The sequence below is a fragment of the Longispora sp. NPDC051575 genome, assembly GCF_040681875.1.
GTDB lineage: Bacteria > Actinomycetota > Actinomycetes > Mycobacteriales > Micromonosporaceae > Longispora.
The window spans coordinates 728,836-747,190 of record NZ_JBFAZP010000003.1; the positions used below are offsets into that span (position 1 = coordinate 728,836).

17 protein-coding genes are annotated in these 18,355 nt (G+C 74.8%); 9 read left to right on the plus strand and 8 right to left on the minus strand.

The annotated features are described in order from the left end of the window. Positions 1 to 29 precede the first annotated feature (29 nt). The gene (locus AB0M43_RS10760) at positions 30 to 629 is read right to left on the minus strand and encodes a hypothetical protein (RefSeq protein ID WP_363723218.1); all 600 of its coding nucleotides are present in this window, start codon (positions 627 to 629) and stop codon (positions 30 to 32) included. 162 nt (positions 630 to 791) lie between these two features. Between AB0M43_RS10760 and AB0M43_RS10765 the strand changes: the two genes are divergently transcribed. Continuing rightward, positions 792 to 1,415, plus strand: a complete 624-nt coding sequence (locus AB0M43_RS10765; RefSeq protein ID WP_363723220.1) for a GNAT family N-acetyltransferase — start codon at positions 792 to 794, stop codon at positions 1,413 to 1,415. A gap of 161 nt (positions 1,416 to 1,576) precedes the next feature. On the opposite strand, the gene AB0M43_RS10770 is transcribed toward AB0M43_RS10765, so the two are convergent. Continuing rightward, a complete protein-coding gene (locus tag AB0M43_RS10770) occupies positions 1,577 to 2,569 on the minus strand; it encodes an alpha/beta hydrolase (protein ID WP_363723222.1) in 993 nt (330 codons plus the stop codon). A gap of 50 nt (positions 2,570 to 2,619) precedes the next feature. Between AB0M43_RS10770 and AB0M43_RS10775 the strand changes: the two genes are divergently transcribed. Together AB0M43_RS10775 and AB0M43_RS10780 are read left to right on the plus strand one after the other, a co-directional pair. Then, positions 2,620 to 3,201, plus strand: coding sequence for a GNAT family N-acetyltransferase (locus tag AB0M43_RS10775; protein WP_363723223.1), 582 nt, complete (start codon positions 2,620 to 2,622; stop codon positions 3,199 to 3,201). Further along, positions 3,198 to 3,998 (plus strand): PaaX family transcriptional regulator C-terminal domain-containing protein, encoded by an 801-nt coding sequence (locus AB0M43_RS10780; protein WP_363723225.1) that lies wholly within the window; start codon positions 3,198 to 3,200, stop codon positions 3,996 to 3,998. The genes AB0M43_RS10775 and AB0M43_RS10780 overlap by 4 nt, the downstream gene beginning before the upstream one ends. Positions 3,999 to 4,131: 133 nt before the next feature. On the opposite strand, the gene AB0M43_RS10785 is transcribed toward AB0M43_RS10780, so the two are convergent. From AB0M43_RS10785 to AB0M43_RS10810, 6 genes are all read right to left on the minus strand, one after another. Beyond that, positions 4,132 to 5,436 (minus strand): aminotransferase class V-fold PLP-dependent enzyme, encoded by a 1,305-nt coding sequence (locus tag AB0M43_RS10785; RefSeq protein ID WP_363723342.1) that lies wholly within the window; start codon positions 5,434 to 5,436, stop codon positions 4,132 to 4,134. A gap of 189 nt (positions 5,437 to 5,625) precedes the next feature. Continuing rightward, a complete protein-coding gene (locus AB0M43_RS10790; RefSeq protein WP_363723226.1) occupies positions 5,626 to 7,152 on the minus strand; it encodes an amidohydrolase family protein in 1,527 nt (508 codons plus the stop codon). A gap of 186 nt (positions 7,153 to 7,338) precedes the next feature. After that, on the minus strand, positions 7,339 to 8,913 hold the full coding sequence (locus AB0M43_RS10795) for a helix-turn-helix domain-containing protein (protein WP_363723227.1): 1,575 nt from the start codon (positions 8,911 to 8,913) through the stop codon (positions 7,339 to 7,341). Between the two features lie 51 nt (positions 8,914 to 8,964). Beyond that, positions 8,965 to 10,080 carry an o-succinylbenzoate synthase gene (gene menC / locus AB0M43_RS10800; RefSeq protein WP_363723228.1) on the minus strand — a complete coding sequence of 372 codons (1,116 nt, stop codon included), beginning with the start codon at positions 10,078 to 10,080 and terminating at the stop codon, positions 8,965 to 8,967. After that, complete coding sequence (locus AB0M43_RS10805) at positions 10,077 to 10,823, minus strand: GNAT family N-acetyltransferase (protein WP_363723229.1); 747 nt, start codon at positions 10,821 to 10,823, stop codon at positions 10,077 to 10,079. Before AB0M43_RS10805 ends, menC begins: the two co-directional genes overlap by 4 nt. Next, positions 10,823 to 12,118 carry a serine hydrolase domain-containing protein gene (locus tag AB0M43_RS10810; protein ID WP_363723231.1) on the minus strand — a complete coding sequence of 432 codons (1,296 nt, stop codon included), beginning with the start codon at positions 12,116 to 12,118 and terminating at the stop codon, positions 10,823 to 10,825. The genes AB0M43_RS10805 and AB0M43_RS10810 overlap by 1 nt, the downstream gene beginning before the upstream one ends. Positions 12,119 to 12,319: 201 nt before the next feature. On the opposite strand from AB0M43_RS10810, the gene AB0M43_RS10815 reads away from it, so the two are divergent. From AB0M43_RS10815 to AB0M43_RS10840, 6 genes are all read left to right on the plus strand, one after another. Continuing rightward, on the plus strand, positions 12,320 to 13,801 hold the full coding sequence (locus AB0M43_RS10815) for a GGDEF domain-containing protein (protein ID WP_363723344.1): 1,482 nt from the start codon (positions 12,320 to 12,322) through the stop codon (positions 13,799 to 13,801). A 184-nt stretch (positions 13,802 to 13,985) separates the two neighbouring features. Further along, entirely contained in the window at positions 13,986 to 14,855 is an 870-nt protein-coding gene (locus AB0M43_RS10820) for an acyl-CoA thioester hydrolase/BAAT C-terminal domain-containing protein (protein WP_363723233.1), read from the plus strand. Positions 14,856 to 14,871: 16 nt separating this feature from the next. After that, the gene (locus AB0M43_RS10825) at positions 14,872 to 15,390 is read left to right on the plus strand and encodes a MarR family transcriptional regulator (RefSeq protein ID WP_363723235.1); all 519 of its coding nucleotides are present in this window, start codon (positions 14,872 to 14,874) and stop codon (positions 15,388 to 15,390) included. A gap of 99 nt (positions 15,391 to 15,489) precedes the next feature. Continuing rightward, positions 15,490 to 15,984, plus strand: coding sequence for a hypothetical protein (locus tag AB0M43_RS10830; protein ID WP_363723236.1), 495 nt, complete (start codon positions 15,490 to 15,492; stop codon positions 15,982 to 15,984). Between the two features lie 104 nt (positions 15,985 to 16,088). Beyond that, a complete protein-coding gene (locus AB0M43_RS10835; RefSeq protein WP_363723239.1) occupies positions 16,089 to 16,955 on the plus strand; it encodes an SDR family oxidoreductase in 867 nt (288 codons plus the stop codon). A 171-nt stretch (positions 16,956 to 17,126) separates the two neighbouring features. After that, positions 17,127 to 18,308: a hypothetical protein gene (locus AB0M43_RS10840; protein WP_363723240.1), complete on the plus strand. Its 1,182-nt coding sequence runs from the start codon at positions 17,127 to 17,129 to the stop codon at positions 18,306 to 18,308. The last annotated feature ends 47 nt before the right edge of the window (positions 18,309 to 18,355 follow it).

Genomic DNA, 18,355 nt, shown 5'->3' on the forward strand with positions numbered 1-18,355 from the left:
TCCCCACGTACCGCGCCACCATCTGGGGTCTAGGCCCGCCGCGACGTGCTGAGCCCGGCGCGGTGGCCGGCCGGGTGGTTACGGTGGGCCACCGCGAACAGGGCGGCCGCGAACAGCAGCCCCGAGACCGGCAGCAGGTCCAGGCTGACCGGCGGCAGGGCGACCCCGGCGACCGTCAGGACCGGACACCACCAGGGCGCGCGCCGGACCACGGCCAGCAGCACGGTCAGGGCGATCAGCCCGAGGAAGAACAGCTGCGGACCGACGGAGTAGACGGCCGGCACGACGCCGGGGAGGTCCTGGAAGTCGTGCTGCATCGCGGTCAGTTCCACCTTGTCGGCGGACAGCGCCGCCTGCACGATGTCCACCCCGAACTGGACGACCATGGCGACCAGCCCGGCCAGGGTGACGCCGACGGTGACGGTCCGCCACCAGGTGGCCGGCAGCATCCGGCCGAGGCCGAGGACCACCGGGGCGAACAGCAGCAGCCCGGCCAGTCCGAGGGCGTGCGCGACCTGCCAGTCCGGGCCGGGGCCGTACGCGTCGTCCATGCGGCCGATCAGGCGGACGACGCCGTAGCCGGCGAGGAGGAGCGGGGCGGCGAGGAAGAGTGCTCGTGGTGAACGCATGCCAAGATCGTCTATGAGTTCCGGGCTGCGGGAAATCCGGGACAACCCTGGCGCGGACCCTGAGTGGACCCCCGCCCACCGCCCCGGAACCGGCCGGCCCGCCGGGTCGGGGCGTCGGTCACCGCCGTGGTCGGCACGGCCACCCGTGCCTACAATCGCGCCATGATCGAATCTTGGGTGAGCGACTGGGCGCACGGCTGGGCTGCCTCCCGTGGCGTCGGGCCGGTCACGCCCGTGCCCGGCGGCCAGCGGATCGAGGTCGGCCTGTCCGGCCACGTGGCGCGCTACGTGCTGCCCGCCGCCGACCCGGCCGCGCTGCGGGCGATCGACACGTCGCCCGTCGAGCCCGGCACCTGGGTCAAGGTGTCCGCTCCGGCGGCCGAGGTCCGGGCCAGCCTCGGGCCGCGCTGGGCGGAGGCCGAGCTGTGCCACCTGATGAGTACCACGCTGACCGCCGACGTGCCGCCCGCGCCGGCCGGCTACCGGGTGCACCTCGAACCGGCCGGGGCGGTGACCGTCGCCCGGGTGCTGGACGCGTCCGGGGAACTGGCGGCGAGCGGGCAGGTCGCCGGTACCCGGAGGAATGTGGTGTTCGACCAGATCGTCACCGAGCCGGCGCACCAGCGGCGCGGCCTCGGCAGCCTCGTGATGGCGAGCCTGGCCCGGCACGCGATGGAACGCGGTGCCGTCGGGGGCGTGCTCGGCGCGACCGGGGACGGGCGCGCGCTGTACCTGAGGCTCGGTTGGCGGGTGCGCGCGCCGCTGTGCGCCTTCGTGCGCGCGTAGCCCGCCGGGACCGCCGTGGTTCCGGCAGGGCCACACCTGAGCCGAGGAGCGGTCACGGTCAGGGGGGCCGTCGCGGCCGAGGGCCGGTCGCGGTCCGGAGGCCGGTCGCGGTCCGGAGGCCGGTCACCGTCCGGAGGCCGGTCGCGGCGTGCGGGCCCGGCTCAGCCGGTACCCGTCACGGTTGTGAGGTATCGGGTCTGGTCTGTCAGCACGCCGGTCGCGAACACCGACCGGGGCGCGAACAGTCCGGTGAGGACCAGCCGGACCGGGGAGTCCTCCAGGGCCTTCGGGACCAGGCCGTGGGTGGCGTCCGGATAGTGCCTGACCTGAAGGTTCTTCAGGGTCCGGCGGTATCCGGCCTCCGTGTCGGCGACGTCGACGTTGATGTCGTGGCCGCCGAGCAGGAGCAGGGTCGGGACCGTCGCGGCGGCGGTCAGGTCGGCGGTGGCGTCGGAGCGGTGGTTGCGCGTGATGAACGTCCACCGGCCGGCCGTGAGGTCCGGGTCGGCGTCGGGTTCGCGCCGGTAGTCGGCGTAGCTGGCGCCCGCGTCGAGGAGCGCGCGTTCCCGGTCGCTGCGCGCGACGGCCGCCGTGACCTCGGCCGGGGAGGCGCCGCGGGCCCGCAGCTCGGCGAGCAGGTTGAACCTGCCCTGCTGGAGCCAGTTGACGGCCGGGGCCACGGCGATCACGAACGCCAGCCCGGGGGTACGCGCGGCGACCTTCGGCATGACCCAGCCGGCCTGGCTCGCGCCCCACAGGCCGATCCGGTGGGCGTCGATGTCGGGGCGGGCCCGGGCCCACGCGATCGCCCCGGCCACCTCGGCGGCCCGGTCCTCCATCGTCTGCCCCAGCCAGTCACCCGCCGAGCCGGCGACCCCGGGCTTGTTCCAGGACAGCGAGGCGTACCCGGCGCGGGCGAAGGCCTCCCAGAGCGGCCGGTAGAACCCGTCGTGGGTGGCGTCGACCGGGCCGTCGCCGTGCACGAACACCACCAGGCCGACGGGGCGGTCGATGCTCGTGGGCAGGGCGAGGACAGCGTCGAGGGTGCCGATCGTGACCTTCTCCTCCCGCAGGTCGTAGGTGTTGCGGTAGACCACGGCACCCGCGACGAGCACCGCCAGGACCACCGCCCCGAGGACGATTCTCTTCCACATGGCGCCCCCAAAACTATCGCTGTGGAAACGATCGTACTAGACTTGTACGCATGGAGCTGCTCCGGGTACTGCCCGACCACACCCGCCACCGCGCCGCCGAGCTGTACTGGGAGGCGTTCGGCCGCAAACTCGGCCCCGCCCTCGCCCCGCCCGACCGGGGCACCGCGTTCCTCGCCGCGCACCTGCACGCCGACCGCGCGGTGGCGGTCATGGCCGGGGAGACACTCGTCGCGGTCGCCGGCTACCAGCACGGCGGTCGGGCGCTGCTGGGCGGCGGCGCCCCGGACGTCCTCCGCGCGTACGGCCCGGTGCGCGGCCTGCCCCGCGTCGCGCTCCTCGCCGTCCTCGAACGCCACGCCGCCCCCGGCGAGCTGGTCATGGACGGCATCTGCGTGGACCCCGCCCTGCGCGGCCAGGGCATCGGCGGCCTGCTGCTCGACGAGATCGGCGCCGTCGCCCGCGACCTCGGCCACACCCGGATCCGCCTCGACGTGATCGACGCCAACCCCCGCGCCCGGGCCCTCTACGAACGGCACGGCTTCGTCGCCGGGCACACCGAACACACCCCCTACCTGCGCCGCCTCCTCGGATTCGGCGCCGTGACCACGATGCGCCGTAAGGTCGGACCGTGATCGCGACCCGGGCCCTCGTCGACGCGCTCGTCCGACAGGACGACACGGTCGACGCCGGCGAGCTGTACGCGGTGGCCGCCACCCTCGGCATGACCGACCAGCAGGTCCGGCTGTGCGTCAAGCGCCTCGTCGCCGAGGGCCGCTACACCCACGAGGGCCGGGGCCGCCGGGCCCTGCTGCGCGCCACGGCCGCCACCAGCGACGACAGCGGGTTCGTGCGGTTCGCCCACCGCCAGGACCGGGGGCTGGAACCGTGGGACGGGCGCTGGCGGTTCGTCGCGTTCGCGATCCCGGAGACGTCCCGGGCCGCACGCGACAGCTTCCGCGACGCCCTCGGCCACCTGGGCGGCGCGGCGGTCCAGGGCGGGCTGTACGTGTCCCCGCACGACTGGGACGACCTGGTCGACGCCACGGTGCACCGGTTGGGCGTCGCGGCGGGGGTCACCCGGCTGACGAGTACGGACCTGTGCGTGGCCGGGGAGCGCGATCCCGGGCGGTTGGCGGCCCGGCTGTGGCCGTTGGAGGAGATCGCCGGGCGGTACACGGAACTGGCCGACCTCGCCGGGGGGCTGCTCGACGGCCTCGGGGGGAGGTCGCCGGTGGAGCTGCTCGGGGCCGCCGTGGAGCTGACGGCCGCGTACACCCGGGCGATGGAGCCCGATCCGTTGCTGCCGCCCGAGTTGCTGCCCCGGCCATGGGTGGGGGCCCGGGGCCGGGAGCTGGCCGGGCGGTGCCTCGCCGCGATCAGCGAGCGCGGCGACCCGGCGATCCGCCTGTTCCGCCGGTACACCGCCTGAGGTCCGACGGCCCGGCCCGGGTTCCAGGGCCTGCCCGGATGCAGGTGCGAGGTCCTCGACGACGCCTGCGCGGGACGATTCGAGAGCCCTGGCCGCACGAGCGACCCTTCCAGCCGCCCGCCGCTCGGACGCGCTACGGTCCCGTGGCCCCTGCCGCGCGCCGGACCGCGTCCACCGCCGCGGCCACGTCGGCGGTGTCCGTCGACCAGTTGCTCACCGACACCCGCAGCACGTCCCGGTCGTGCCACCGCGAACCCGACATCCACGTGACCCCGTCCGCCAACAGCCGCGCCGTCACCGCCCGGGTCCGCCCGTCGGTCCCGAACGCCGCGCACACCTGGGTGAACACCACGTCGTTGAGGATCTCCGCCCCGGGCACGGCCGCGATCCCCGCCGCGATGGCCCGCGCGTGTCCGGCGAACCCGTCGACCAGGTCGGCGACCCCCGACCGGCCCAGGGACCGCAGCGCCGCCCACACCGGGACGCCCCGGGCCCGCCGGGACAGCTCCGGTACCCGTTCGAAGGGGTCCCCCACCCCGCCGTCGTGCACCAGGTAGCTGGCGTGCACGCCCATCGCGTCGCGGAGGACGCGGGGCCGGGCGACGACGGCGATGCCGCAGTCGTAGGGCACGTTGAGCGTCTTGTGCGCGTCGGTCGTCCACGAGTCCACGGCGGACCGGCCCTCCACCAGGTGCGCCAGGCCCGGCGAGGCGGCGGCCCACAACCCGAAGGCCCCGTCGACGTGTACCCACGCGCCGTGCTCGTGGGCCAGCGCCGTGGCCGCCCCCACCGGATCGAACGCTCCCGAGTGGACATTGCCCGCCTGCAGGCACACGATCGCCGGCCCCTCGCCGAGCAGGTCCCCGAGCGCGTCCACCCGCAGCCGCCCCTGCCCGTCGGAGGGCACCACCTCGGGGGCGCCGAGCCCCAGGTACCGCAGCGCCAGGTCCACCGTCTCGTGCCGCTCCCGCCCGACGAGTACCCGCACCCGGGGCGCCCCGGTCAGCCCGAGCCGGTCGACGTCCCACCCGGCCGCCGTCAGGACCTGCTGGCGGGCGGCGGCGAGCGCCGTGAAGTGCGCCATCGTCGCGCCCGTGGTGAAGCCGACGTCCGCGGTGGCCGGCAGGCCGAGTACCTCCAGGATCCACCCGGCGGCCACCTCCTCCAGGGCCGCCGTGCCCGGGGTCGCGTACCGCATGCCGGTGTTCTGGTCCCAGGCGCTGACCAGCCAGTCCGCGGCGAGGGCGGCCGGCAGCGTCCCGCCGATCACCCAGCCGAAGAACCTGCCCGAGGGCATCGCCATCAGGCCCGGTTCGGCGAGCTCGGCGAGCAGGTCCACGACCTCGGCCGGGGCGGTCGGGCCGTCGGGCAGCGGGCCGCCGAGTACCTCGCGGAGTTCGTCGGCGGTGGCCCTCGGTGGGACCGGGCGGTCGGGCATCGAGGCCAGCCAGGCCCGGGCGTGGGCGGCGGCCCGGTCGAGGGCGGCGACATAGGCGTCCAGTCGCGCGGTCACCCCTTCACTGTGTGCCCCGGGAGCGGGTATGCGCGGGGCTTTCGGCAAGCGCGGCGCACGGGATGACCGACATCCGGGCCGGCGGGGCGGATTCCCGGCCGTGCGGCGGACGGGCTAGGCGGGGCGTAGGACCCGGCCTCGGCGTTCGGCGGTGAAGGTGCCGTCGTCGATGACCACGTGGCCGGCGAGCACCACGAACCGCATCCCGCCCGGGGTCACGTCCGGCTGGGCGTAACTGCCGCCGTGCCCGATCGCGTCCGGGTCGAACACCGCCAGGTCTGCCACCGCGCCGGGGCCGAGGAAGCCGCGCCCGACCAGCCCGAACTGGTCCGCCGTCGCCGACGTGCACTTGCGGACCGCCTCCGGCCAGTCGACGACGCCCAGGTCGCGGACGTAGGTGCCGAGGAAGCGCGGGAAACAGCCCCAGGTCCGGGGATGCTGGAGCCCGACGGGTACGCCGTTGTCGGAGCCGATCGCCACCAGCGGGTCGGCCATCAGTGCGCGGACGTCCCGCTCGGCCATCAGGGTGACGACCATGCCGGTACCCGGGTCGGCCAGGACCAGGTCGCAGAGCGTCTCCCAGGCGTCGCCGGTCCCGGTGACGTCGGCCAGGGTGCGGCCGGTGTGCGGGCCGCCGGTGAGGAGCACGTCCCCGGGTTCGGTGAGGTCGAACAGGCCGCCGGCCGCGCGCAACGCCGCCCGGGTGGCCGGGTCCAGGAGCCGCGAGCGCAGCGCCCCGGTCCCGCCCTCGTGCGCGGCGGCGGGCAGGAGCGCGCCGAGGAAGGTCCCTCCCGCCCGGTACGGGTAGAGGTCGCCCCGCACGTCGACACCGGCGGCCCGGGCGGCGCGCAGCCGGTCGAGGAGCGCGCCGGCCGTGCCGTGGTTCGGTCGGCCCGCGATCTTGCAGTGCGACACCTGGAGCCGGACCCGGGCGTCCCGGGCGATCGTGACCGCCTCGTCGACGGCCGCGAGGAGTTCGTTGTCCTCGTTGCGCAGGTGGGTGGCGTACGGCAGGTTCCAGCGGTGCGCGACCCGGGCCAGGGCGGTCAGTTCGGCGGTGTCGGCGTAGCAGCCGGGCGGGTAGATGAGCCCGCTGGACAGGCCGATCGCGCCGGCCTCGAACGCCTCGGCGGCCAGGCGCGCCATGTGCCCGGCGGCGCCGGGGCGCAGGTTGCGGACCATGCCGTTGGCTGTGAGGCGCAGGGTGTTGTGGCCGACGAGGGCGGCGACGTGGTTGGTGGGGCCGGCGTCGGCGACGGCCACGAGGTACTCCGCGAACGTCCGGGCCCGCACCGGGACACCGGCGCTGATGTCGGCGAACAGTACCGACGCCTCCCGGGCTGCGTCGGCGGACAGCGGCGCGAAGGAGTAGCCGCAGTTGCCGACGATCTCGGTGGTCACACCCTGGCGCAGTTTGAACGGCTGCGGGTCGGCCATCAGCGGCACCATGTCGGAGTGGGCGTGCGGGTCGAGGAAGCCGGGGGTGACGAGGAGTCCGGTGACGTCGACGGTGCGGCGGGCCGGGCCCAGGTCCGTGCCGACGGCGGTGACGGTGTCGCCGGTGACCGCGACGTCGGCGGTGACGGCGGGCGAGCCGAGTCCGTCGTGGACGGTGCCACCGCGCAACAACAGGTCGATCATCGGTTCTCCCACGGGATCTGGACGGTCATCGGCAGTCCCGGCGACGCAGGACCCGGGCGGTCACCGGCGTTCCACCGGTCACGGTCGAACCTCGGTCCCCGCCGCGACACCTGCCCCGGGCGGGTCCCGGCGTTCCACCGAGCATGCTCGGACCTCGGTCCCCGCCGCGACGCCGGACCCGGGCGGTCACCGGTTCTCCCGGTGCAGGCGGATCTGGAGGGCCACGGCGAGGCGCGCCTCCGGGTCGGTCAGGTCGAGCCGCGCGACCTCGGCGAGCCGGCGCAGCCGGTACCGGAACGTGTTCGGGTGCACGTGCACGGCGTCGGCGGCGACCCGGGTGTCCCCGAACGCGTCGAGGTACGCCGCCAGGGTGCGGGCCAGGTCCGCGTCGTGGGCGGCGTCGTAGGCGAGGAGGCGCTGGTAGGGGCCGTCCGGGGGCGGGTCGGCGGCGGTCAGGTCGGCGAGGTGCAGCAGTTGGGACGCGAAGTGGGTGTCGGCGCGGCCCGCCACGGTGCCGGTCGCGCCCCGGGAGCGCAGGACGCGCAGGACGCGGTCGGCGTCGGCCCGGGACCGGGCGATGTCGGGCAAGCCGGTGACCGCCCGGCCGACGCCGACGATGGCCGTGCTCAGCGGGCCGGTCCGTTCGAGGAGGTTGGCGGCGACCCGCACGGCCCGGGACTCGTCGGCCCCGTCGGGCAGGGGCAGGACCGCGTACGCGGTGCGGCCGATCCCGGCGGCGGCGGTGCGCGGGTGCACGGCGGCCAGGTGCAGGCCCAGGGCGTCGGAGAGGCGTTGGCGCTGGAGTTCGACGGCGAGCGGGTCTCCCCCGTCGACGTCGGCCATCTCGGCGGCGAGGACGCAGAGCGGGCCGGTGGCGATGCCGAGCCGGCCGGCCGCGTCGGCGGCGTCGGCCCCGCCGGCCAGGACGGTGCTCAGCAGGTCGGTGCGGACCCGGCGCCGGGCGTCGGCCCCGGCCCGGCGGCGCAGCAGGTGCAGGGCGACCACGCCGGCCGCGTCCCGCAGCGCCCGCTCGGCGGACTCGGACAGCGGATCGCGCGCCGTGATCCACACGGAGCCGAGGAGCTCGTCGCCGGCCCGGACCGCGATCGCGACCCGGGGCAGGATGTCGGCGCCGAGGTCGACGCGCACGGGGCCGCGGGCGGCGTAGAGGCGGTGGAAGTAGCCGCCCTCGTCGAGGAGCCGACGGTAGCGTTCGGGCACCTGGCGGCCGAGGACGGTCTCCACCCGGGGCGGGTCGGCCTCCTCCTGGCGGGCGGAGTAGGCCAGGACCCGGGAGGAGCGGTCCTCGATCGTCACCGGCGCGTCCAGCAGCGCCCCGATCGCGTTGGCGACGGCGAACAGGTCCCCGTCGGCGTCGTCGGCGGGGCCGGCAGCGTCCTCGTCGAGCAGGGCGCGCAGCAGGGCGGCGACCTGTGCCCAGGCGGCGCCGGCGGTCAGGCTGAGCAGGGTGACCCCGGACTCGCGGGCGGCGGCGCGGACCCCGTCGGTGACCTCGACGGGGCCCTTCACGACGAGGGCGGCGGCGCGGGCCCGGCCGAGCTGGCCGAGCAGCGCCGTCACGGCCACCGGGCCGCGCACCCCGACCCCGAGGAGCAGGCCGCCGGCGGTGGTGACCGGTTCGTCGTACGCGTCGTGGATCACCACGCCGGTGACCTCGGCGTCCAGGTCGCCGGCCGGGGCGGCGACGTCCAGCACGGTCGATCCCAGGTCGATCAGGATCCGGCGCAGACTACAGCTCATCTCCGCACCTTACGCGCGCTCCGTTGGTGCTCAGACACCAAAACCGGCCGTTCAGTTCGTGCCCCAGGACAACCATTCGGTCCCGGTGGTGACGTCGTCGAGGGCCTCCTGGTCGGGTACGACGCCGAGGCCGGGGCCGGTGGGCACCCGCACGTGGCCGGCGTCGAGGGTGAACGGCGCGGTGATGTCCCGCGCGTAGTACCGGTCGGAGGCGGAGGTGTCCCCCGGCAGCACGAAGCCGGGCAGGGCGGCCAGGGCGATGTTCGCGGCGCGCCCGAGGCCGGTCTCCAGCATCCCGCCGCACCAGACGGGTACCCCGTGGGCGGCGCACACGTCGTGCACGCGCCGCGCCTCCAGGTACCCGCCGACTCTTCCGGGTTTGATGTTGACCACCGAGCAGGCGCCGAGCGCGATGGCGTCGGCGGCGGCCCGCGCGGACGTGATCGACTCGTCCAGACACACGGGGGTACTGATCAGCCGGGCCAGCGCCGCGTGCCCGCGCAGGTCGTCCTCGGGCAGCGGCTGCTCGATCAGCAGCAGCCCGAACGGGTCGAGCCGGGCCAGGTGCCGGGCGTCGGCGAGCGTGTAGGCGGTGTTCGCGTCGACCTGCAACGCGAGGTCGTCGCCGAACCGTTCGCGCACGGCCCGGACGGGTTCGACGTCCCAGCCTGGCTGGATCTTGAGTTTGATCCGGAGGTACCCGGCCTCCACGTAGCCGGTGACCGCGTCGAGCAGGGCGGGGATCGAGTCCATGATGCCGACGGAGACGCCCGCCGGCACGCTCGGCCGGACCGCGCCCAGGAACCGGCCGAAGGACAGCCCCGCCGCCCGCAGCTGCGCGTCGAGGACGGCCATCTCCACGGCGGCCTTGGCCATCGGGTGCCCCTTGACCGGGGCGAACGCCGGCCCGACCGCGTGCGCGTCGAGCGCGGGGGCGGCGTGCAGGGCGGGGAGGAGGAAGCGGCGGATCACCTCGGCGGCGCCCGAGACGTGCTCGGAGGAGTACAGCGGCTCGCTCATGGCCACGCACTCGCCCCAGCCCTCGGCGTCCGGGGTGACGACCCGGACCAGGAGGGCCTCGCGGCTGGTGGACACCCCGAACGAGGTCCGGAACGGCGCGACCAGCGGCATCCGGATCCGGCGGAGTTCGACGCCCTCGATCTTCACGACTTCTCCAGGAGGTAGTGGCCCCGTCGGGTCAGGCCGGTGATCACGTAACCGCCGTCGAGCGCGCCGAGCAGCGCCGTGCGCAGGGCGCCCCGCCAGCGGTGGGCGGCCCTCGGGTCGGTGGCCCGCAGAGCGAGGACATCGGCGGGTACGGCCACCGTGAGCCGGGGCGCGTCCCCCGGGATCAGGGTGCCCTCCTCGTCGAGCAGCGCCTCCGCCCCCTCCTCGGACACCTCGGCCGGGGTGCCGGCGGCGGCGAGCACGACGCGCGGGACGGTGAGGTCCCAGGCCACGTACAGCCGGTCGGAGGCGTCGCCCGCGTTCACCCCGTCGGTCATCGGCCCGTAGAACTCCGGCAGGTACCGCACCGGGAGCGCGCCGAGCTTGCGCAGGTTGAACGACGCGTTCGAGCGGATCAGCGGGTCGAAGGTCCAGTACACCCGGCTGATGCCCCGGGCCAGGGCCCAGGACCGCTGGTGCTGCTTGAGCGCGTACCCGACGGAGGCTCCGCGCCGGGCGGCGGCGACCCCGGCGATGTGCGCGTGCAGGTGGCCGCCCGCGCCGAGGAAGCCCATGGCCGCCCCGACGAGTTCGGTGCCCTCGTAGGCGCCGGCGACGTAACCGCCGGAGTAGCCGACGGCCCGCAGCAGCGCCGGATCCACGACGGGGGCCCGCCAGATGTCGCCGAGCAGCCGGCTCGCCGCGCGCTGGGCGGCCGGGTCGGCGAGTTCCTCGACCCGCATCAGCGGACCTTCGGGGTGGCCCGCATGCCCGCGTGCACGGCCGGGGTGCCGTCGGGCAGCGGGTAGAACGTGATGGCGAACCAGAGCGGGTCGCCCGGGTACCGGCCGAGGAACGCCCCGTCGCCGACCGGCACGATCTCCTCGACCCGCACGCTCGGGGACAGCTCCGCCAGCGCGCCGGTGGTCTCCGACAGCAGGCTCAGGGTGCCGTCGGCGAGCGTGAAGGTGAGGCGGGCGCCGGCCCGTTCGTACACCCCGACGTGGGTTTCCAGGTCCACTGTGGGGGGTGCCGTGGGCGGCTCGGGGCGCGGGCGGACCCGCAGGTCGCACACGTCCGCGAACAGGGCGGTGAACACGGCCTGCTGGAAGGCCGCCGACTGGCCGCCGTTGGTCACCAGGCAGGCGACGACCCCGGCGTCCGGGACCGCGTACAGCCGGGCGTACTGGCCGATCGTGGCGCCGCTGTGGCCGATGACCTCCCGCCCGTCCCAGGTGTCCAGCATCCAGCCCAGGCCCCAGGACCCGGTGTTGCCGTGCTCGGGGATCTCCGCCTGCGGCACCCGCATCGCGGCCGGCCCCTTCTCCAGCTGCCACCGGCCGAACGCCACCACGTCGGCGGCCCGCGCGCAGATCAGCCCGGCGGGGCCGGCCGAGCGCGGCGGGGCCCACACGGGCGCCGGCCGGCCGTCCAGGTGCCCGACGGCGGCCCGGAACAGCAGCGCCTCCTCCGGCAGGGTGACGGTGTGGGTGAGACGGAGCGGCTCGATCAGTCGCTCGCGGAGGGCCGCGTCCCAGGTCCGCCCGGTCAGGTGCTCGACCAGCCGGCCCAGGACGACGTACCCGGAGTTGCAGTAGGACAGGGTCGCGCCCGGCGGGTGGATCTGGGTCACGTCGGCGCAGGTGGCGACGTACCGCTCGACGCACCCGTCGCCGCGCCCGGTGTCCACGAAGTGGTCCCCGTCGATCCCGGACGTGTGGGTCAGCAGCTGGCGGACCGTGATGGCGGCCGTCGCGTCGGGGTCGGCGACCCGGAACTCCGGCAGCACCTCCCGCACCGGCTGGTCGAGGCGCACCCGGCCCTCCTCGACCAGCTGCAGCACGAGGGTGGCCGTCCACACCTTGGTGATCGAGCCGATCTGGAAGAGGGAGTCGGTGGTGGTCGGCACGCCGGTGGCGGTGTTCAGCACCCCGGTGGCGTACTCGTGCGTCCTCGTCCCGTCGTGGAACGCGAGGACCGCGCCGGGGACCTGGTGCTGGCGGGCCAGGTCGTCGAGCAGGAGCTGGGTGTCGTCCATCGCCTGACCATAGAACTCGGCAGTGCCCCCGCGCGTGGTCCCGCCGCACCAGGACGGGCGGGGCGACTGGTGGCGGCGGACAACGCCGTTCGTCGGATTTCCCCCGGTCGGGTGACCGGAGCTGTCCGAACCGCCGAGCGGCGGAGCTGTACCGCGAGCGACAATTGATGTCGGATAGTAATGAGGAGGTGACGTTAGGTGATGGAGAAGATCGAGAGCCCGCCGACGGTCACCGAGATCGGCAAGCTGATCCGCGACGGCCGGTCCACCGCCGCCGCCGAGCTGGCCGGACGGGGCGCCGCCCTGGCCACCGACCCGGTCGACCGGGTCCGGATGAGCGTGATCCAACTCGCGGCCCTGATCAACCTCGGCCGGATCGACGAGTGCCCGCCGGTCCTGGACCGGGTGCACGCCGCGCTCGCCGGATGCGACGAACCCGCGCTCCGGGGCGAGTTCCACGCCCTCGCCGCCAACGTCGCCCTGCACCAGGGCTCCCTCGGCCGGTGCATGACCCACCTCGCCCAAGGCACCCGCGCCCTCGAACAGGCCCGCGTCCCCGACTTCCAGGCCTCCGTCGCCTGGCTCGACCTGGCCGTCACCTACTCCTGCGCCGGCTTCCCCCAGCTGGCCGTCGAAACCCAGCAACGCTGCCACGAGGTGGTCCTCGCCGCCGGCCTGGACCCGGTCGACTTCGCGCACCCCGAGATCCGGGTCCGGTACGCGGTGTCCCTCGACCACCAGGGCGACACCGACGGCTGCGCCCGGGTCCTGCGCGACCTGGTGCGCACCCTGGGTCCCGACACCGTGTCGGCATTCGAAACCCGCTACCTGGGGTACGCGGCCGCCCGGCTCGCGGCCCTCGGCGACCCGCCCGCCACCGACCCGCGCGCGCTCCTGCTCGTGGACCTGGAACCGTACGAGGAGTGCGTCGAGCTGCGCCGACTCGGCGAGGCGTGCCTGGCCATCGGGCGGGGCGAACCCGACACGGCGCTCCGGCTGCTGGAGGACGCCACCGACGCCTACTGCATGCTCGGCGGGGCCGAGGTGCCCCGGCTGCGGTCCCTCGCCCACACGGCGCGCGGGGACCACGCCGCCGCCCTGGCCGCCGAGCGGGTCGTGGCCTGCAAGCTCGCCCGGAGCACCGGCCGGATGGTCAACATGTTCCTGGAGGGCATCACGGCCCGGCTCGACCACGACGAGCTGCGCGGCAGTGTCACCCGGTACGCCGACGAGGCGCACACCGACGCACTCACCGGCCTGCCGAACCGCCGGCACCTGGAGCGGTACGTGGCCGACCTGACCGGGCACGGCACCTACGGCACGATCGGGGTCGCCGACCTCGACGGGTTCAAGGCCGTCAACACGGTGCACGGGCACCTCGCCGGCGACGTGGTCCTCCAACAGGTCGCCGCCATCCTCACCCGGACGCTGCGGGGTGGGGACTTCCTCGCCCGGTACGGGGGCGACGAGTTCGTGCTCGTCCTGCCCGACACCCGGCTCGGCGAGGCCGACGAGGTGTGCGACCGGCTGGCCAGGGCGGTCGCGGCGCACGACTGGGCGGGGGTGGTCCCGGGCACGCCGGTGACGGTGACGATCGGACTGGCCGAACTCGACAGTCGCACGGATCTGACCCGGGCCTTCGAGGTCGCGGATCTCGCGATGCTGCACGCCAAGTCCGGATGATGGTGCGCGGGTGCGGAGGGCGCGGCGTCGGGCGTCGGGCGTCGGGCGTCGGGCGTCGGGCGTCGGGCGTCGGGTCCAGGGTGCCTCTAGGCCGGGCGGAAGCAGGGCCATGGGGCGCGCCGTCCTCGGCTAGTGTCGGGGGACCTCGCCCGGGGAACGGCGGCCCGAGCACCCGGGAAGGACCATGGACGTCATCGAGTACGCGGTCGGCACGCCCTTCGAGGGCGTCCTCGTCGAGCCGGTCGGCGGCAGCCCGGTGGGCGTCCTGGTGCTGGCCGGTTCGAGTGGCCGCGTCGACGCCGACCGGTGCCGCGTCCTCGCCCGCGCGGGGCTGACCGCCCTGTCGATCCGCTGGTTCGGCGGCGCGGGCCAACCCCCGGGGATCTGCGAGCTTCCCCTGGAGACCTTCGTGTCCGCCGTCGACCTGCTGCGGGCCACGGGTGCCGAGCGGGTCGGCGCGCTCGGCGTGTCCAAGGGCGCCGAGGCCGTGCTGCTGCTGGCCGTCCGGGATCCGCGCGTCGAGGCGGTGGTCGCCCTGTCCCCCACCTCCGTGGCCTGGGCGAACGTCGGGCCCGGAACCGACGGGGTCACGTACCCGTATCGGTCGTCCTGGACCTGGCGGGGTGAGCCCGTGCCCTTCGTCCCCTACGACGAGGACTGGGTCTCGGCCGGCGCGCCGGTCGCCTACCGGGCGCACTACGAGGCGAGCCTCCGGGCCTTTCCGGAGGCGGCGCGCGGGGCCGCGATCCCGATCGAGGAGTCGGCCGCCGAGGTCGTGCTGGTCGCCGGTAGGGACGATCGGATGTGGCCGTCGGTCGCCTTCGCACGGGAACTGGCCGCGCGGCGCGCGTCGACGGGGCGGCCGGCCAGGGTGGTCCTCTCCCCCGACGCCGGGCACCGCGTCCGCCTACCGGGCGAAGCACCAGCGGGACCGCCCGGCCGGTTCGTCTACGGCGGCACCCCAGAGGCCGACGCCGCCCTGGGGGCCGAGGCGTGGCCGGTCATCCTCGCCGCACTCGGCGGGCTGCCCCTGAGTGGCACCCAAACTAATTAGCTGCCATACTATGTTCATGGTGAACGAGGATCCGGCAATCGAGACCCCGAGCCTGGACCAGGCCGCGCGCCAGATCCGCCGGTACGGTCTCGACGTCGACCCCCAGGCGGTGCTGGTCGCGGTGCGACTGATGGCGGCCGGCGCCAGGCTCGGCCAGGCCGCGGAGGTGCACTTCGCGCGGTTCGACCTGTCCTCCGGCCGCTACCGGCTGCTCGCCGACCTCGAGGACCACGGTGGCGAGAAGTCCCCCTCGGACCTCGCGGCGAGCATGGGCGTGTCCCGGGCGACCGTGACGGGGCTGGTGGACCGCCTGGAGCGCGACGGCCTGGTGCTGCGGAGATCCTCGGCCGAGGACGGGCGCTCCGCCGTCGTCGTGCTCACCGCCCGGGGCGCGCAGAAGCTCCGCGACCTGGCCGGCGAGCACTTCGGGCGCCTGGAGGCCATGGTCTCGGGGCTCAGCGCGCGGGAGCGGACGGTGTTCCTGGACCTGCTCGGCAGGGTCACCCGGGGCGTCGCGGCGCTGACCGAGGACTAGTACCGCCCGTTCCGCCAGGGTTCTTCTTCCCGCAACCGTCCGACCGTACCCGCACTGCGACCATATAGTTAGCCAGCTAATTATCTCCAGGGGGTCACCTTGAGCACCACCACCGCGTCACCGGCCACCGCCAGGCACCCGCGTACCCGACCGCGAAGGTTCGTCCTGTGGCGCGAGGTCCTCGTCGCCTACCTGTCCCCGGCGGTGATGGCCGGCGCCGGGGGCGTGATCACCGGGCAGGGCGACCTGCTGCTCGCCGCGGTCACCTCGATCGCCGGCACCTCGGCCGTCGTCGCGGCCCTGATCGGCGCCTGGCTGCAACGCCGGGGCGTCCGGCGCCCGTGGACCACCACGACCCCCCGCCCCGTACTGGTCGTCTGGTTCGTCGCCGTCGCCGCCACCGTCGCGGGCCTGCTCGCGTGGGGGGCCCTGACCTGGCTACCCGACGGGTTCGGCCCCCTGGACGGGCCGCTGCCGGCCCGCGTCCAGTGGGACCTGCCGTTGTCCGCCGCGGTCGCCGCGACCGTCATCCCCTGGCGGTGGCGCGGGGCGCGCCGCCGCGCCGAACAGGCGGACCCGACACCCGGCGACTGACCCGCCGTCCCACCGCCGGCCGGACCCACCCGGCCCCGGCACCAACCCTGCGGCACCACGCCGCACCCAGCGGCGCCACCGCCGCACAACCCGAAGGGCACACGATGATCGTCATCATGGGAGCGTCCGGATCCACCGGCAGCGCGCTCCTCAACCGGCTCACCACCCTCGGCGTCCCGTCGCGGGCGGTGACCCGCGACCCCGAGGCCCTGCGGGCCCGCCTCGACGGCCTACCGGACGGGGCGGTCGAGATCCGCGCCGCCGACGCCGGGGACCCCGCATCGCTGCGGGTCGCGTTCAAGGGCGCCGAGCAGCTGTTCCTGACCATGGCCAACAGTCCCGCGCAGGTGGCGCTCGAAACCCGGATCATCGACATCGCCGCCGAATCAGGCATCGGACACGTGGTGAAACTGTCCGCCCCGGCGGTCGGACCCGAGTCACCGGTGCGGTTCTCCCGCTGGCACCACACCATCGAGGAACACCTCCGGGCGTCCGGTCTCGCGCACACGGTGCTGCGGCCGTACGCGTTCCTGCAGAAACTCCCGCACCTCGCACCCACCATCACCGCACAGGACGTCATCCTCGGCGCGATGGGCGACGCGGGCTGCACCTACATCGACTGCCGCGACATCGCCGACGTCGCCGCCGCGGTCCTCACCGGCTCCGAGTTCGCGGGCGGGTCCCACACGCTGACGGGCGACCGGACCTACACGTACCCGCAGCTCGCCGAGGTGTTCAGCTCCCTGCTCGGCCGGCCCGTCCGCTATGTGGACCTGCCGCCCGACGCGATGCGCCGCAACCTCGTCGAACACGCCGGCATGCCCGACTGGCTCGCCGCCCACGTCGTCGAGATCCAGCAGCTCGCCGTCACCCGGCCGGAGACGCCCACCGACACGGTCGCGCGGATCCTCGGCCGGCCGCCCCGGTCGTTGACCGCGTACCTGGGCGAGAACCTGCACCAATTCCGGTAGGTCACTGGGCCGGCCCGACCCACGTCGGGCCGGCCCCGTCAGCCTGCTCCTGTTCGGAGGCACACGGGGACACAGGCCTATGAACGCCATGAAATGCCCCAGTTCGGACGGGGCAGTGGCGTAGGCCGGTCGCGTTCATAATGAAAGCCCCTTCCCGAGCATGGAGCTTTCGTGACCGACCCCTCGCCGCAGCCCGAGCACCACGTCAAGCCCGAGGAGCAGTCGACGCCCGAGGTTCCGGCCCCAGCCGGGAACCCTGGGCCGCACAACGATTCCGGGGCCCCCGAGTCACAGGCCGATTCCGGGCCGCAGGCCGATTCCGGAACCCTCGGGTCACCGGTCGACTCCGGAACCCCCGAGTCGCAAGGCGATTCCGGCACCCCCTGGTCGCAGGGAGATCCCTCCGCACCCGGGTCTCCGGTCGGCTCCGGCACCCCCGGGTGGCAGGGCGCCCCGCCCGCGCCCGACGGCCACTGGACGGTCCCCGGCTTCGCCCCCGTGCCCGCCGAGGACCCCCTGATCAACCCGCCGCACACCGGCATCGACGGCTGGTTCCGCCGGATCGCCGCGATGTTCAAGCGCAGCTGGTCGTCCCTGTTGGCCATCTTCGCGATCACCCAGATCCTGCCCATCCTGGCGACCGCCGGCGTCGGGATCGTGTTCGCCGTCGCGCTGCTGGACCTCCCGCCCTTCAACGGCGAGCGGTCGGTGGACGGCGAGTTCGACGACGACCGGTTCCTGTCCACCCTGCTGCCCCTGCTCGGCGTCGTCCTGGTGGTGGTCCTCGTCCTCACCGTGCTCCGGTCGGCGGGGTACGCCGCGGCGACCTACGCGGCCACCCGCCAGGCGGGCGGCATCCCGGTGCGGCTCGGCGAGGCCCTGGCCTACGGTTTCCGTCGCTGCCTCGGCCTGTTCGGCTGGCAGGTCGTCGTCGGACTGCTCATGACGGCCGGCCTCCTGGCCTGCGTCCTGCCCGGCATCTACGTCTACGCGGCGACCGCCCTCGTCGGCCCGATCTTCCTGTTCGAGCGCGGCGGCAGCCCGATCGGCCGGTCGTTCAGCATCTTCAACAACAACCTGGGCCGGATCCTGGGCCGGCTGGCCCTGCTCCTCGTGGCCACGGTCGCGGTCGGCTTCGCGGGCAACGTCTTCGACCAGATCGGCGCGGCGGCCGCCGACGCCACCCACGACGTGTCGGCGATCGTCACGGCGGGGGCGATCTCCGCGCTCCTCGGCCTGCTGCTGGAGCTTCCGCTGGCGATGCTCACCTTCTCGGGCATCCTGCTGACCTACACCGAACAGCGCGGCTACGAGGGCGCCACCACGGCGACCCTGATCGAGGAACTCAACTGAGTCCGGCCGGGGCCCGGGCGATCCCCGGGCTCCGGGTTTGAGGATTC